We start from the raw sequence: 15,212 nt of genomic DNA, 5'->3' as shown, positions 1-15,212 counted from the left end.
TTAAGGCGCGGTTATTTCGATAGGAACCCCATTCTGTGCAGCGATTGCTGCTTTAGCCTTCACGTTTTTCATACCGAATTCATCCAACCACCACTTTAACTCTTTCGGCACTTTCAGTTCATCTTTCTCGCCATTACTACGAGTCAAAGGCTCATGTGCTTCTAAGAACACACTTCTGTCAGGCTCAAGTGTCATTTTGATAGGCTGGTTAATGATATTAACGTCTTCGCCGTTACGAACCTTGTCAAATAACCACTCAATGTCACTTGGGTCCATACGAATACAACCCGCGCTGACTCGCATACCAATCCCAAAGTCCTTGTTGGTACCATGAATTAGGTATTCGCCATTCCCGTAAGCTAAACGCAATGCAAACATACCAAGTGGATTATCAGGCCCCGCAGGAACAACGGCTGGTAGATCAATGCCCTTTGCTTTGTACTCGGCACGAATAGAGGCTGGAGGAGTCCATGTAGGGTTCGGTCGTTTTTGGCTGATACGCGTTGTCATTACTGGGGTATCGCGCCCTATTCGGCCAATTCCGACAGGAAATACATGAACAATATCCTCTCCTTTCGGAAAGTAATATAAGCGCAGCTCGGCAAGATTAATAACGATACCTTTATAAGGTACGTCTGGGAGGATTAGCTGTGTCGGAATAGTAAGAACATGCCCCTCTTCTGGTAAGAAGGGATCCACGCCTTTGTTTGCGGCCATTAAACCTAGCATACCCACATCGTAGAGCTTAGCGATATTTGCCATGGTTTCGCCTTCTTGAACGACGTGGTTTTCAAGGCGACCAATTAAACGGCTTCCATCCTCTGGTAATTCGTACATCTTAGCGAATGATAGACCACTCACTAAAGATAACGACACAGATAGCAGGGTACGTTTTGCGAAACTCATTGATCGCTTTTTGCTAAGCATTTCACTCTATTCCTTGGCACTTTTAAAGAGCTGTAAGGTTATCTCTCTTTCTGTCTTGTGATCAACCATCGGCTTGTGATATTCCAGTAAAGAAAAGCCCTCCCAAGTCCAAGGTTTATGGATGTATTTGTTCGGTACACTTTTGATTTCTGGTACCCAATGGCGCACAAATTCACCATTAGCATCGAACTTTTCGCCTTGGCTTATCGGGTTGAAAATACGAAAGTATGGCTGCCCGTCACAGCCCGTAGAAGCAGACCATTGCCAGCCACCATTGTTCGCTGCAAAATCGCCGTCCACCAGCTTACTCATGAAGTACGCTTCTCCCCATCGCCAATCAATATGTAAGTCCTTGGTAAGAAAGCTCGCGACAATCATACGTAATCGATTGTGCATCCAACCTGTTTGATTGAGCTGACGCATTGCTGCATCAACGATTGGGTATCCTGTTGTTCCTGTCTTCCATCGCTCAAAGGCTTTCTCATCATAGGACCACTGGATTTTATCCTCCCAATCGATAAATCCTTTGCCTTTGACGAGTTTTGGTTCGAAAACCAATAGGTGCTGATAAAACTCACGCCAAATGATCTCACTTAACCAAGTTGCTTTCCCTTCTGTAAGGTCATTTTGTTGATTTTCAGCATACAAACGAGCAATACACTGCCTTGGTGATAGCGCGCCAATCGCAAGGTATGGAGACAGTTGGCTAGTGCCATCAATAGCTGGAAAGTCTCGCTCGCTTTGATACGCGTCACTGCGCTCCCGTGCAAATTCCCTAAGCTGCATCAAAATATCATTAGTCGAAGCCAGCCAGTCTTCACTGGATTCTCGAGCATAGCTAAATGTGAAGCTTGAATTAAATCGAGCCGACTCTAATTGTTCGAGTACCTTTTTATTGAGTGGCGCTTGCTCGTGAGGTTTTACTACCGTCGGCATATGGAACTGCGTTAACCAAGCACGCTTGAATGGCGTAAACACCTTAAAACATTCGCCTTGCTTATTAAGAACCGTCGTTGGCGCGTGCACACATTTGTCATGAAACAGTTCAAATTCGATATCGTGAGAAGCTAACGCTTCACTTACTTGTGTATCGAGCTCTCGTTCGTTCACCTCATAGTGAATGTTTGCCATGACAGACGTGGCTTCAAGTGTTTCCGCCCACCCACTAATCACATCTGTACAATCGGAAAACGACGGTACCTCTTTGTACAAAAAGGGAATATTAAGGCTTTCAAGCTCCTCGTTAAGACAAGCTAAGCGACGAGCAATGAGGTCTGCCTGCATCGGCGCCATGTGATGCTCCCGCCACTGCTCTGGCGTCGCGATAAAGCAAGCGACGACAGGCTGACCTGAATCCAATGCCGCTTTGAGTGCCGTGTGGTCTAACGTACGTAAGTCACGTCGAAACCATACTAAAATCATGGTAGCTCCTATCTTTTGTCTACTAAGTTAGGTGTAATTTCTCTATCACTTCAGAGCACCCCATCCGATCACCTAGCTGTGCGTGAAGCATTTTGATGGACGCTACTTGTTTAGCAGCTAGTGCTTTATTGGAGAAAAGGTAGATAAACGAACCATTTTCAACGACCTCGTGATCTAGTAGACCAGAAACATCATCAACCTTATCGATCAAAGTCGTGTGATACCCTTGTTCACAAAGCTTCGCTGCTTGAATCCAACTCTCGGCCTCTCTGTTTTGTTCAAAGCTAATGAGCAGACACTTTCCTTTGGAAGCTGCTTTGTTTTCAGAATCGATAACAAGGGCAAGTCGAGTGATCAAACAAGTCTGAAATAACCCCACCTGCAAAGATCGCAGCGATCCTTTTACCATATCTAGCGCATCAAATACTGGGCTAATGAACTGATCAATAACGAGTTTTAGTGGGTACTCTTTAAGAACAGAGGCAAGTAAACTCTCTGCTTTTCCTCGATTCAGGGTAGACAGCGCAAGCAGCATGTTTTCAACTTCTTCGAGTGTGCGAACCTCGTTTTTGACTTCGACATCGGCGCTTTTTCCTAGCAGCCCCTTCACTTTACCAATCGAAATCCCCTTCGCGAGCCAACTCTGGACTTCGCGAATCGTATCGAGATCTTGCTGGCGATAGAGTCTGTGTCCTTTTTCAGTTCGCTGAGGTTGGATCAAGTTGTATCTTCGTTGCCAAGCTCTCAGCGTAACTGGTTTTACACCCGTGATTTCTGCGACATCTCGGATCGCGTATAGTTTTTCTTCTGAACTACAAACCATAGCGTAATCTCATCTCCTGCGGATACGGTTCTAAAAACTTCTGTTTTGCTAAATATTCGTCTGGGTAAGTATTTAAGTAATGCTTAATCAATGTAAGTGGTGCTAGCAGAGGCAGCATTCCGATACGGTAGTCGTGAATCACTGTCGCTAACTCTTCTTTTTCTTCTTTAGTTAGTGAGCGTTTGAAGTACCCTTGTAAATGCATCAACACATTTGTGTTATTTTTGCGGCTAGCCCGATTCGTTAACGCCTTCATCAGTCCTAAACGATACTCTTGGTAAAAGTCTTCAATTTCATAATTAGCGACATCAGCGACTAAGCGGCCAAGGGAGCGGTATGACTCTGGGTGGTGTGCCATTAACGTCAGTTTGTAGCGCGAATGAAAGTCGATGATTTTGCCACGAGTAGGCTCACCATCCATCGAGTCGTAAAAGTCATTTAGACAAAATACTCGAGTAATAAAATTTTCTTTCAATACAGGGTCGTTAAGTCTGCCATCCTCTTCAACAGGCAACCAAGGCATTTTTTGCATCAATGTTTGTGTATACAAGCCAACACCTTCTTTCGCAGCACTGTTCTTGCTGTAAACCTTGACTCGCTCCATGCCACAAGTTGGTGACTTGGCACAAACGATGTAACCACAAAGCTGCTCGCTTTGAAGTTCATCTACTTTATTGGCCGAGTAAGTGAGCATATTGTCGGTATGATCATTTTCTGGATTTTTGGTTTCAACCAATGCAACACGCTCTTCATTAGAAACAAGACGAATTGTTGGACGGGGTACTGGCATACCTACGCCGACTTCAGGGCATACCGAAACAAAGTCAAAATACGGGCTGAGCTCTTTAGTCACAAAGTTGCTCACCTTATGACCAGAGTCAAAACGCACTCGTTCACCCAAAACACACGAACTGATACCTACTTTGATTGAAGATTCCATGATGACGCACCCCTATACAAAAAGTTTTGTTGTATAACTTATAGCAAGCCTTTCCAGATTGTACAAGAAAATAAGTTGTACAATTTAATCGTTTTACTTCACTCGAAAGTATTTCGATCAACCAGCTGTCAGAAAAAAGTTTGGCCCAAAAACAAAGAATTTGTGCGCGCAATCGACAAACTGCTCAAAAGCAAATCGATTGCTCTTTTGATTTCAACAGATTTGGTTATCAATAGTAGTTGCAGTTTCTAAATGCGTGGTTTTTGTGACTAAGCTCTCAAGGGGCTACTGTACGTCCCGATATTATTGCCTCAACGAAAACGAACAAGTTCAACAGAATTGGTAATAGCGTTCTATAATAGAGGCGTTTTATCAAAACAAAACTTTGGAGAGCACTTATGGCAACCCCACACATTAACGCACAACCAGGTGATTTCGCTGAAACAGTTCTAATGCCAGGCGACCCGTTGCGCGCTAAATACATCGCTGAAACGTTCCTAGAAGATGTGAAACAAGTTTGTGACGTTCGCAACATGTTCGGCTTTACTGGCACTTACAAAGGCAAAAAAGTTTCTGTAATGGGCCACGGCATGGGTATCCCGTCTTGCTGTATCTACGTACACGAGCTAATCGCTGAATACGGCGTGAAAAACGTTATCCGTGTAGGTAGCTGTGGTGCAGTACGTGACGACGTGAAACTAATGGACGTTGTTATCGGTATGGGTGCTTCTACAGACTCTAAAGTTAACCGTATCCGTTTCAACAACCACGATTTCGCAGCAATCGCTGATTACGGTCTTCTAGAAGAAGCAGTTAACCAAGCGCGCGCTCAGGAAGTGCCTGTAAAAGTAGGTAACGTATTCTCTGCAGACCTGTTCTACACACCAGAAGCAGACATCTTCGAGAAGATGGAAAAACTAGGCATCCTAGGTGTAGACATGGAAGCGGCTGGTATCTACGGCGTAGCAGCTGACCTAGGCGCGAAAGCACTGACTATCCTGACAGTTTCTGACCACATCATCCGTGGTGAAAAACTAAGCTCAGAAGAGCGTCAGAAGTCGTTCAACGACATGATGAAAGTTGCACTAGAAACTGCAATCAACATCTAAGAACAAATAGTAAGTAATAATTTGCAGCCAGAGTTATGCTGGCTGCCCGAATTATCCCGAGGGGGCGATTGTGTCTAACGGCGAACTGCCAAAAGACGCAGATGGGTTACAACTCAACTTTTGTAAAACATTGGCGTGTGACAACTTTGGATTGAGTGATGCAAAGCGTTACGTTCTGCAACATGCGAACCCTAAGCGTCCGGCGATGGTATGCCGTGAATGTGGAGCTTTCCCCCCCTTACTTAATAATCGCGATGTCGTGAACGAACTTCATCGCCTGCGGCACGTCCACAGTGACGGGTTGCCTGCTTGCCGTAATGATGATTGCGACAACTTTGGACTTTCTGTCCACACTCACAAACACCTCTATCACGCTTTCGGTTACAGTGGCGATCGCCAACGTTACCGCTGTAAAGTGTGTCAAAGTACCTTTGTCGACAAGTGGTCTGGTGCCAACAAGAAGCTTCAATTTCAAGAGAACTTGATGGGTTTATTGTTTACGGGATATTCCGTACGAGAAATCTGCCGCAAGCTTAGTATTAACCCAAAAACCTTTTACGATCATGTTGACCATATAGCTAGCCGCTGCCGCCGCAAGCTGGCAACCATTGATGCGCGCTGGGTAAACCACGCAACGCATTATGAATTGGCCTCAAACTATATTGCATTGCAACCGAACAGCAATAATGGTGTGTATTGGATTGTTTCTGGCGAAGCGCATTCTGGCTATATTCTTTGCCAGCACGTCAATTATTCCGCTGATGAAGAGCCAATCGCAACGCTCGATCATAATCCTTACGATGAGGTGTCTCGTTTTGTTTCCCAGGAGTACGTAGCGGAAGCAAGTGAGCCGCTTGCGGAACCTTCTCATCACCTCAGAGAGCGAATTGACCAAAAATACCAAACAATTTTGGCTCGCGGTAACGTAGAAGACCCTCTTGGTAATCTATCTGTATTTCATTACCCTTCAAAAGGGGCATTAGTCCGTCCGCCATACACCTCGTATGCACACTATTTGCACGTACTTGATATGTGCTGCCCAAACAAACGTGTATCTCTATACATGCCTCAAGATCCCCTACTACGTTCAGCTGCACTGAGCGTTTGTTTACCTCGTATTAAAGAGAAAAGTGTCGACTTGATGTACGTAGAAGAGGACGCTAGTTGGGACATGAGCACTCCCTTTGGCAAAGTCGATATCGCCTATATGAGTTGGTGGCGCGATCGTTGGGCAATCTCTAGTCAAAACGAAAACCACAAAGGCATTTGCTACCTCGCTGGCGATCAAAATGAGCCTGAAAAATGGTTTAACGTTGCGACAACTCGTCATGTGAAGTTTTATCAAAACCGCTTTCAGATTCTTTTCGAAAGCTTCATTAACGAGCCACGTCGCAAATTACGACCTGCTGGTATTTTACCTCTTTTAGATATATTCAGAGCTTGGCATAATTTGTGCTATCAGGATAAACAAGGTCTTACCGCTGCACAAAGGTTAGAAGTCTCTGATGCACCTTTGACAATCAAACAGCTCCTATCGTAGCTATTCTATTGGTAATTTAGATGTAGTAATTAGGGGTTGTAACGGTATACATTACGGCCCCTGATCGTTTACCAAAACGTTATCCGCATCGCTTTGGTAAAGAAACATGCATCTAACCACTTAATATTAGGTGTGATTTCCAGTTCGATAGTCATGGATGTGAACGTTGGATAAAAACCAAATTCAGCTAGAAGATGATCTCACTAAGCTTAAAGGCCAAATAAAATCGGCCCCTAAACATACCTTTAATATTGCGCAGCAATATCGTATCCGCGCGGAACAAATTTTATTTGTGGACGGAGAGATCAAAGCCTTACTCATCATGGCGCAATGCTGTTGGTGCCTAATGGATTACCGACAAGGCTTAAAACTCGTCAAAGACGCTTACAGCAAACAAACACAGCTTGAAACCGACGATCATCTCCCGGAAATTCTCCATCTTTTTGCACTCCAATATTGGGGCCAAGCAAAGTATTATTCCGCGCAACAATATTGGATTAATGCGCTCGAACAATCTGCTCTTGTTGATGATGTTGAAATTCAAATCGAATCTCTAATTGGGCTTGGTAATGTATGGCGCATCACTAATGAACACCAACTTGCCGCTTCAACTCATGAGTTAGCCGTTAAAGTGGCAAACAATGTTCGTATTGCTTGGTTAGAAGGCAAAGCGCGCATCCTATTAGCTTGGGACTATTACTTACTAAATAAGTTTGTCGAGATGCTTACGGTACTGGATGGAGCAACCGAAGTATTAAAAGATCATGATGACAGTACGTGGCAAGCCGAGATCTGGGACTTTAAAGGGTTAGCACTGCTTGGACTAGAACGCCTTGATGCGGCCGAAGAAGCCACCCAAAAAGCCCACCAGCTCGCCATTGAGCATGATCTCGTTTGGATGAAAGCACACTCTTTTATTAGCCGAGCAAGACTTGAGCTTTTGCGCCAAAATACAGACAGCGCTGCCAAGTTGCTACTTGCAGCAGAAGAGTCTGCACTCAGTTTCGACCACGGTGAGCTACTCAGCCAAATTTGCTTCCAACAATCACGAGTCGCTGAAGAACAAGGAGACTTTGAGTCTGCGTTTAACGCGTTCAAGAAATACCGTAAGCACGCACTCAAAATGCTCAAAGAACAAACTCACCGAATCAGCATGGATAAAGCAAGAGGCTCTAAACGCCAACTAGAGCAGCGAGCACGTAAGCTGATCAATCATATTCGCTCTCAACACGAATACGACCCTGAAAAACAGTTCTCTAATGTCGTTTCTGAGACCTACTGGTGGGAACAGTTAGTTTTGTTTAAAACGGAGCTCAAACGCTCTAACCACGCCATCATTATGATTCAGCATTCAAACCCCGAAGTTCTCGATGTTTGTACCGAGCTCGTTCATGCATTGACAACCTCCAGCGACCTCATCTCGAGAATTTCCAGTAACAGGCTAGCAATGTTAATTGCAGAAAAAGGTCAAGCAGCAGAAGAGGTCTACCGCACTGTCCAAGCGATGTTAGACATCTATCCATGGAAGCGACGCGGAATCAAAGGCCCTAAACCGATACTGTATTTGCAAGATATCCTGACCTTCCCATTCACGTTAGAACAGCTCGAAGAAAGTTATATTGAGGTAATGAAGAATGGAACAACTGCTTAGCAAGGTGACTGACGCAGGTATCGATCCTTCTTCCGTTTCAGGTGAAGAAGCGATTACGCTATGGGAACACATAGGGTTACATATTGCGTCAACAAACCGAGAGAAAGCGCATTGCTATATCATTAGCGCCGAGTATCGAAGAGAGATCAAACAGCTCAACGACAGCATTAGTGAATTGAAACAAGCGCTTGAGTTGCTTGTTTTACCAGAGGATGTAGAAGATATTCTTTCTGTGAAAGCAAGCTTGAGTGAGCGTTTAGTTGAAGTAGGTGACTACAATGCGGCATTAACCGAGTATGTTGCTTCAACCAATATCGCCGTCGAGTACGGCTATATTGATGAGTACGTATTGGCCATTATTGGAATGGGTAATTTGTGCGATGCCTATGGGGATCACCAACGTGCATTACGTTATTATCAAAAAATAGATGCTATCGATCACGCTATTGGCAGTCGATCCCTACGCCTTCGTTACAAGCTGTACATGCTTGCCTGTTATATCAGCTTGAACCGTACCGCAGACGCCAAAGAGCTATTGAGTGAATGTGAAGAACTGAGCATTCTCGTCAGTGATAAAAACCTCGCCGCACAAATTCACCTCTACCGAGCCAAATTACATCGTCTGCAAGAAGACTACCCCAGTGCGTTGCTGGCTATTTCGAATGTTCAGTATACAACGGGTAGTGCCACGACATACTGGTTATCTACGATGGTCAAAATTGAGACTGCGTATTGTCTAAACGGTGTAGGGCACACCTCTTTAGCTAATTTAACGTTGGACTCCATCAGTAAAAGGATTCAAAAGCAGCTATCTCCTATCGTTACTCAGCATTTTTATAACGCGATGAGTCAAGTTTACGCCTCTCAAGGGTTGTATCAAGAAGCATTAAATTGTGAAAAAAAAGCGCATAGAATCGAATCTGATCTTGTAAAACATATTCCGATCGGTGAGTTAGGGTCTGCTCAACTACGCCGACTTTCACGCTTTGAGTTACAACTCAAACTCATTTTGTCAGAGCTAGAAAACAAAGAACTAAAAGAAACCACCAAGCAGCATAAAAATACTGTTGCTCAGCTACAGCAGGACGTCTTTACCGATCCACTTACGTCTTTACACAACAGACGCTGGTTAGAAGTTAAACTAAAAGATCTACTTCTGCACGATACTGCATTTGCATTGATGGTCATCGATATCGATCACTTCAAATCCATCAATGACGAACTAAGCCACTTGGTGGGCGACAAAGCGATCAAAAGTGTGTCACAGGAACTGGCGTCCTACTTCAGATTTAAAGGCGCATCGTGCGTACGATTTGGTGGTGAAGAGTTCCTCGTGATCCTTGAGAATACCCAACTGGAACGCGCAGAAATGCATGCCGAGAATTATCGTGAACGGATTTATCAATATGGTTGGGACGATATTCTTGGTGAACGGGGGCTGACCGTATCCATAGGGATTACCTTGCATCGAGAAGGCGAGAATACTCAGCGAACTTTTTATCGTGCAGACAAAGCTCTTTATCGCGCCAAAGCCAACGGCAGAAACCAAGTCTGTACCGAACTTTAAACCATGCCCCGGTTGACATCTGGGGCTTTGTTATACTTGTTACTTATCCTTCCTATATCACTTCACTGTTTGTTTAAATAAGTACTCAGCAACACCTTAACTGCCAATAAACATCAGTGGATACTTACATCGCATAAACATAATTCCTACATAAAAACCGCTTGATTCATCTGTAGTTAAGACAAATACTTAAATTGTTAATTTACGTAGATTTTCCATTTCGCAATAAGCACAGGTAGGTAAGATGTTTCTAGACTATTTTGCACTTGGGTTACTCATCTTCGTTGCTTTAGTGATCTTTTACGGAATCATTGTCATTCATGATATTCCATATGAAATCGCCAAAGAGAGAGAGCACCCGCACCAAGACGCAATTCACTACGCTGGCTGGGTCAGCCTTTTCACTTTGCATGCGCTGTGGCCATTTTTATGGATCTGGGCAACATTATGGCGCAAGGAACGCGGCTGGGGTTTTAAACAACTAGAACAAGAAACACACGACATTCATCACCGCCTTGAAGAACTCATCGATGAAGTCAACGAACTCAAAAACGAAGTATCGATGTTGAAACAACAAAAGATTCAGCAAAAGCCTTTGCCTGAACAAAGTAAAGAGGACGAATAATGGACTTATTGCTGATTCTGACTTACGCAGCTCTTTGTATTGCCATTTTTAAAATTTTCAATATTCCTCTAAACAAATGGACCGTTCCAACCGCCGTACTTGGCGGCGTAGTGTTAGTGGGCACACTCGTGCTGCTTATGAACTACAACCACCCATTTACTCAATTGGGTAACCAAGTGTTCCCGACTACGCCTATCGTCTCTGGCGTGCGTGGCCGCGTGGTGGAAGTGCCAGTCCAGGCCAACCAACCGCTCAAAACGGGCGATATTCTTTTCAAAATCGATCCTGTGCCTTTTGAAGCAGAAGTTGCTCGCCTGGAAGCGAAAGTCAAAGAAGCAAGCCAAGGTGCGTTGGGCTTAGAGTCGGATCTAAGAGAGGCAGAAGCTGCTGTATTGAAAGCGCAAGCGGACAGAGATAGAGCACAAAGGGAATTCAGCCGATATCAAAGGGGCTTTGATCGTGGCGCGTTTACTGAACAAGATTTGGATACTCGACGCCAAGCGTATAAAGCGGCAGAAGCCATGTTAGACGTTGCGATTTTGCAACAAGAACAAGCGCAAATCGCTCTGGACTCTGAAATCGGAGGCGAAAATACCCAAGTCGCGCAACTTCTTGCCGAGCTGCGTAAAGCAGAGTTTAACCTAGAGCAAACCGTCGTTCGTGCGCCAACCGATGGTTACGTTACGCAATTGGCTTTGCGTCCTGGTGTTATGGCTGTGCCGTTGCCACTTGCCCCGGCAATGACCTTCGTACATACCGAAGACATTACGTACACCGCGGCATTCAGACAGAACTCATTACAACGCTTGAAGCCAGGCTTTGAAGCAGAATTTATGTTCCGCGCAATTCCGGGCAAAGTGTTCCGTGGCGAAGTCATTGACGTGATTCCAGCCATTGGTGAAAGCCAAATTCAAGCGCGAGGCGCTCTGCTTGGGACTGATGCCTTGCGCACGAGCGGACGTGTTTTTGCGAAGCTGAAAATTACCGACGACTTGAGTGGATACCACCTACCAATGGGTACTGCGGTTGAAGTTGCAGTTTATTCAGACAGCTTTACTCACGTATCAGTGATGCGCAAAGTTCTTATTCGTATGAAGAGCTGGCAGAACTATTTATACCTCGACCATTAATGAACATATAGCGCATTCATTTATCGGTAAAAATAACATCAAACAGTGTAATCAGGGGCTGACGATCAGCCCCTGATTCATTCTAGCCATCCAGATAGATAGCATTCCCACTTTTATTAATATTCTGTATAATGCGCGCCTTATTTTTAATGCTTGCTAAAACCAAAGCCAGTCAAAGGGATGCGTGAATCAAATCACACATTTCCTGAAGAAAAATAGAGCAAACAATAAGCAGCTTGGTTGTTTTGAATATATGTTACACAATCAAATAACTAACGCTTTCCGACAAAACAATTAAACGTTCTTTAAAATCGACTATTGAACTGAGGTTATCTATGAATCTTTCCGCTAAAACTGTTGTGGTTATTGCAATCGGTGCTGCTCTTTACGGTATCGGCGGCTTACCTATGTTTGGCATCCCTGTGTTTGCAAACACAACGCTAAAACCAGCAATGGCAGTATTAGCATTGTTCTCAGTACTATTTGGACCACTTGTTGGCTTCTTGGTTGGTTTTATTGGTCACTGGGTTACTGACCTATTTGCAGGTTGGGGCGTATGGCTCACTTGGGTACTTGGTTCAGGTATTGTTGGTTTGATTATCGGTCTATTCCCTTCTCTAACGCGCTACCGTTTGGAGAAAGGTGATTTCAATATGAAAGACTTCGCGTTATTCGTAGTACTTGCGCTATTAGGCAACGTATTTGGTTACGGTTGCTCTGCATTCCTCGACACGATTTTATACGCAGAACCGTTCACTAAAGTGTTTACCCAGCTTTCTATTATCGCGATCGGTAACACCATTCTTATTGCTATTGTTGGCTTCTTCATTCTTAAATCTGTCGCTAAACGTAACAAGCAAAGCCGTAACTTAACAGAGGCTTAATGTCGAATGACAATCGAATTTTCTAACTTCTCTTTTAGATATGAGTCGCTGGACAAACCGACGCTAAAAAATATCAATCTAAGGATAGAGAAAGGAGAGAAAATCGTCATTATCGGTCCAAGTGGTAGTGGTAAATCTACCCTTGGGCAATGTCTTAACGGACTGATCCCACACGCAATCAAAGGGGAAACCAGTGGAACATTGACCATCAATGGTCAAGACACCGCCCCTTTCGACATGCACCAATACACTGAGCAAGTTGGCACCGTACTGCAAGATACGGACAGCCAATTTGTCGGTTTGAGCATTGGCGAAGACATTGCATTTGCGCTGGAAAACCAGCTAACTTCAAATATCGACATGTACCCATTGGTCAAAGCCACGGCCAAAATGGTCGACTTGGAACAGATGTTAGATCGCTCTCCCCACGATTTATCTGGCGGGCAGAAACAGCGTGTTTCTTTGGCGGGCATTCTCGTCGATGACGTCGATATCCTTTTGTTTGATGAACCACTAGCTGCGCTTGACCCTAAAACGGGTAAAAAAACCATCGAGATCATCGATGATCTACACCGCGAAACGGGCAAAACCATCGTAATCATTGAGCATCGTCTTGAAGACGTTCTGCATTGCTCAGTTGACCGTATTATCTTGATGGAAAACGGCAAAATCATTGCCGATACAACGCCAGATGAAATTTTAGCGTCGCCTCTGCTAGAAGATTACGGCATCCGCGAACCGCTTTATATTTCAGCACTGAAAGAAGCAGGCTGCGCGATTGAGGGCGATGCAAAACCTTCTAGCTTAACTACATTACCATTGGAGCTATATAAACCAGCAATGCAAGCATGGTTTGATGGTTCAACAGCACAACCACCTAAAACGCCAGCCGAGACTTTGCTTGAAGTCCGTGGCCTCACCTATTCTTACGACGGTGAGAAAAACGCGTTAGAAGACGTGAGTTTTGACATCAAGCGTGGCGAGTTTGTCTCTGTACTTGGCAAAAATGGATCGGGTAAATCGACCATCACCAAACTGATTATGGGCGTTATTGAAGCGGATAGCGGCTCAATGAGCATGAATGGTCAAGATCTTAACGAACTGACCATCTTCGAGCGTAGCCAGAAAGTGGGTGTGGTGATGCAAAACCCGAATCACATGATTTCCCATCACATGATTTTCGACGAAGTGGCCTTCGGCCTCCGTAATCGTGGCGTTGAAGAGAAACAAATAGAAGCTAAAGTACTTGAAGTCCTAGAGCTGTGCGGTTTGAGCAAATACCGTCACTGGCCAATCGAAGCATTGAGTTATGGCCAGAAAAAGCGCGTAACCATTGCGTCTTTTTTGGTCTTGGAACCAGAGCTTCTGATCCTTGATGAACCGACGGCAGGTCAGGACTATCGAAATTACACGTCTATGCTGAGTTTCATCGAAAAGCTCAATCGCGAGTTGGGCGTAACCGTGATGATCATCTCTCATGACATGCATTTAGTGCTGGAATACACCACGCGCTCTATCGTGATTGCAGACAGTAAATTAGTCGCGGATGCACCAATGACGCAGGTATTCAGCAGTCCAGAGCTACTAGACCAAGCAAACCTCACCACAACAAGTCTGTTTGAGTTGGCTACGAAAGTTGGCATCGAAGACACCAATGGCTTTATGCAGCATTTTATCAATGCAGAAAAAGCGCACCGCCAACAAAAAAGCGACGACGTAAACCAACTAGAGAAAGCGGTGGCATGAAAGACAATAAGATGAAGTTTGGTATCAACTACATCGATACCCAATCACCACTTCATAAGTTGAATGGCATTACTAAGTTCTTGCTTTTCATTGCTTGGGTAACGGTGGTATTGACCACATTTGACTTGCGAATCATCGCGCTGTTGATCGTGCTTGGTTTAGGCTTATTGAAAATGACCAAAGTGCCCTTTCATGTCTACAAACCGCTGTTATTCGGTACAGGCACGGTATTACTGATCAATGCCCTGTTTATGTTCGCGTTAGCGCCGCAACAAGGTACTGAGTTCATGGGCTCATCAACGGTTTTACTCTCGTTACCCGGTAATTACTCGCTCACTCAAGAGACATTGTTTTACCTAGTAACAGTGACGTTGAAGTACTTCAGCATGTTCCCAATCGCGTTGGTGTTTGTATTTACCACTCATCCGACAGAGTTTTCAGCCAGCTTGAACCGTTTAGGTGTGCCTTACAAAATCGCCTATGCCGTAAGCTTAACGCTGCGCTACTTGCCGGAAGTGAAAAAGGACTTTGTTAACATCATGCACGCGCAACAAGCACGCGGAGTAGAACTGAGCAAGAAGGCTCCGTTGTTCACTCGTTTGAAGAACGTCGCGAAGATTCTTGGACCTCTGATTTTCTCTAGTTTAGACCGAGCCGATCAAATCTCAAACGCGATGACGCTACGTGGTTTTGGCCGCCACTCCTCTCGCACTTGGTACAGCTTAAAACCACTGACCAAAGCCGATATGATCTGCATGGCTGGGATTGCGGTGATAGTGATTGCGGCGATCAGCAAGCGTGTTATCGACACACAACTGTTCTGGTATCCGTTCTAAATTCTTAAGCTT

13 protein-coding genes are annotated in these 15,212 nt (G+C 44.6%); 9 read left to right on the top strand and 4 right to left on the bottom strand.

The genetic code is table 11. From position 1 onward, the window contains the following. From R7Q11_RS04425 to R7Q11_RS04410, 4 genes are read right to left on the bottom strand one after another with little or no spacing between them, the layout of a single operon-like run. Nucleotides 1-927, bottom strand: a complete 927-nt coding sequence (locus R7Q11_RS04425; protein ID WP_025768560.1) for a L,D-transpeptidase family protein — start codon at nucleotides 925-927, stop codon at nucleotides 1-3. Nucleotides 928-933: 6 nt separating this feature from the next. Continuing rightward, nucleotides 934-2,349: a deoxyribodipyrimidine photo-lyase gene (gene phrB, locus R7Q11_RS04420; RefSeq protein ID WP_064369640.1), complete on the bottom strand. Its 1,416-nt coding sequence runs from the start codon at nucleotides 2,347-2,349 to the stop codon at nucleotides 934-936. Between the two features lie 22 nt (nucleotides 2,350-2,371). Continuing rightward, on the bottom strand, nucleotides 2,372-3,172 hold the full coding sequence (locus R7Q11_RS04415) for a MerR family transcriptional regulator (RefSeq protein ID WP_064369639.1): 801 nt from the start codon (nucleotides 3,170-3,172) through the stop codon (nucleotides 2,372-2,374). Beyond that, entirely contained in the window at nucleotides 3,162-4,112 is a 951-nt protein-coding gene (locus R7Q11_RS04410) for a YbgA family protein (protein ID WP_005375141.1), read from the bottom strand. Before R7Q11_RS04410 ends, R7Q11_RS04415 begins: the two co-directional genes overlap by 11 nt. A gap of 398 nt (nucleotides 4,113-4,510) precedes the next feature. Here R7Q11_RS04410 and deoD point away from each other — a divergent pair, with 398 nt between their 5' ends. The 9 genes from deoD to R7Q11_RS04365 all read left to right on the top strand — a co-directional run bounded on the left by deoD (nucleotide 4,511) and on the right by R7Q11_RS04365 (nucleotide 15,200). Beyond that, nucleotides 4,511-5,221: a purine-nucleoside phosphorylase gene (gene deoD / locus R7Q11_RS04405; protein WP_005375140.1), complete on the top strand. Its 711-nt coding sequence runs from the start codon at nucleotides 4,511-4,513 to the stop codon at nucleotides 5,219-5,221. Between the two features lie 70 nt (nucleotides 5,222-5,291). After that, nucleotides 5,292-6,761: a hypothetical protein gene (locus R7Q11_RS04400; protein ID WP_005383936.1), complete on the top strand. Its 1,470-nt coding sequence runs from the start codon at nucleotides 5,292-5,294 to the stop codon at nucleotides 6,759-6,761. 166 nt (nucleotides 6,762-6,927) lie between these two features. Continuing rightward, on the top strand, nucleotides 6,928-8,412 hold the full coding sequence (locus tag R7Q11_RS04395) for a hypothetical protein (RefSeq protein ID WP_005375137.1): 1,485 nt from the start codon (nucleotides 6,928-6,930) through the stop codon (nucleotides 8,410-8,412). Further along, on the top strand, nucleotides 8,396-9,979 hold the full coding sequence (locus tag R7Q11_RS04390; RefSeq protein WP_005375136.1) for a GGDEF domain-containing protein: 1,584 nt from the start codon (nucleotides 8,396-8,398) through the stop codon (nucleotides 9,977-9,979). Before R7Q11_RS04395 ends, R7Q11_RS04390 begins: the two co-directional genes overlap by 17 nt. A gap of 244 nt (nucleotides 9,980-10,223) precedes the next feature. Then, nucleotides 10,224-10,604 carry a DUF3302 domain-containing protein gene (locus R7Q11_RS04385; protein ID WP_005375135.1) on the top strand — a complete coding sequence of 127 codons (381 nt, stop codon included), beginning with the start codon at nucleotides 10,224-10,226 and terminating at the stop codon, nucleotides 10,602-10,604. Continuing rightward, entirely contained in the window at nucleotides 10,604-11,734 is a 1,131-nt protein-coding gene (locus R7Q11_RS04380; RefSeq protein WP_064369637.1) for an HlyD family secretion protein, read from the top strand. The genes R7Q11_RS04385 and R7Q11_RS04380 overlap by 1 nt, the downstream gene beginning before the upstream one ends. Before the next feature lie 335 nt (nucleotides 11,735-12,069). After that, nucleotides 12,070-12,618, top strand: a complete 549-nt coding sequence (locus R7Q11_RS04375) for an ECF-type riboflavin transporter substrate-binding protein (protein ID WP_005375133.1) — start codon at nucleotides 12,070-12,072, stop codon at nucleotides 12,616-12,618. A 6-nt stretch (nucleotides 12,619-12,624) separates the two neighbouring features. Next, entirely contained in the window at nucleotides 12,625-14,364 is a 1,740-nt protein-coding gene (locus R7Q11_RS04370; RefSeq protein WP_064369636.1) for an ABC transporter ATP-binding protein, read from the top strand. Continuing rightward, complete coding sequence (locus tag R7Q11_RS04365; protein ID WP_064369635.1) at nucleotides 14,361-15,200, top strand: energy-coupling factor transporter transmembrane component T family protein; 840 nt, start codon at nucleotides 14,361-14,363, stop codon at nucleotides 15,198-15,200. Before R7Q11_RS04370 ends, R7Q11_RS04365 begins: the two co-directional genes overlap by 4 nt. Nucleotides 15,201-15,212 lie beyond the last annotated feature (12 nt).

The organism is Vibrio sp. 970, from assembly GCF_033339075.1.
Note: the sequence above shows the minus strand (reverse complement) of the source record. Positions and strands in the feature narration are given on the sequence as shown.

Excerpts from the sequence above, each read along its gene's own strand:
- phrB (WP_064369640.1), bottom strand. The coding sequence starts at position 2,349 with ATGATTTTAGTATGGTTTCGACGTGACTTACGTACGTTAGACCACACG.
- R7Q11_RS04365 (WP_064369635.1), top strand. The coding sequence starts at position 14,361 with ATGAAAGACAATAAGATGAAGTTTGGTATCAACTACATCGATACCCAA.
- R7Q11_RS04370 (WP_064369636.1), top strand. The coding sequence starts at position 12,625 with ATGACAATCGAATTTTCTAACTTCTCTTTTAGATATGAGTCGCTGGAC.
- R7Q11_RS04380 (WP_064369637.1), top strand. The coding sequence starts at position 10,604 with ATGGACTTATTGCTGATTCTGACTTACGCAGCTCTTTGTATTGCCATT.
- deoD (WP_005375140.1), top strand. The coding sequence starts at position 4,511 with ATGGCAACCCCACACATTAACGCACAACCAGGTGATTTCGCTGAAACA.
- R7Q11_RS04425 (WP_025768560.1), bottom strand. The coding sequence starts at position 927 with ATGCTTAGCAAAAAGCGATCAATGAGTTTCGCAAAACGTACCCTGCTA.
- R7Q11_RS04375 (WP_005375133.1), top strand. The coding sequence starts at position 12,070 with ATGAATCTTTCCGCTAAAACTGTTGTGGTTATTGCAATCGGTGCTGCT.
- R7Q11_RS04390 (WP_005375136.1), top strand. The coding sequence starts at position 8,396 with ATGGAACAACTGCTTAGCAAGGTGACTGACGCAGGTATCGATCCTTCT.
- R7Q11_RS04410 (WP_005375141.1), bottom strand. The coding sequence starts at position 4,112 with ATGGAATCTTCAATCAAAGTAGGTATCAGTTCGTGTGTTTTGGGTGAA.
- R7Q11_RS04415 (WP_064369639.1), bottom strand. The coding sequence starts at position 3,172 with ATGGTTTGTAGTTCAGAAGAAAAACTATACGCGATCCGAGATGTCGCA.
- R7Q11_RS04385 (WP_005375135.1), top strand. The coding sequence starts at position 10,224 with ATGTTTCTAGACTATTTTGCACTTGGGTTACTCATCTTCGTTGCTTTA.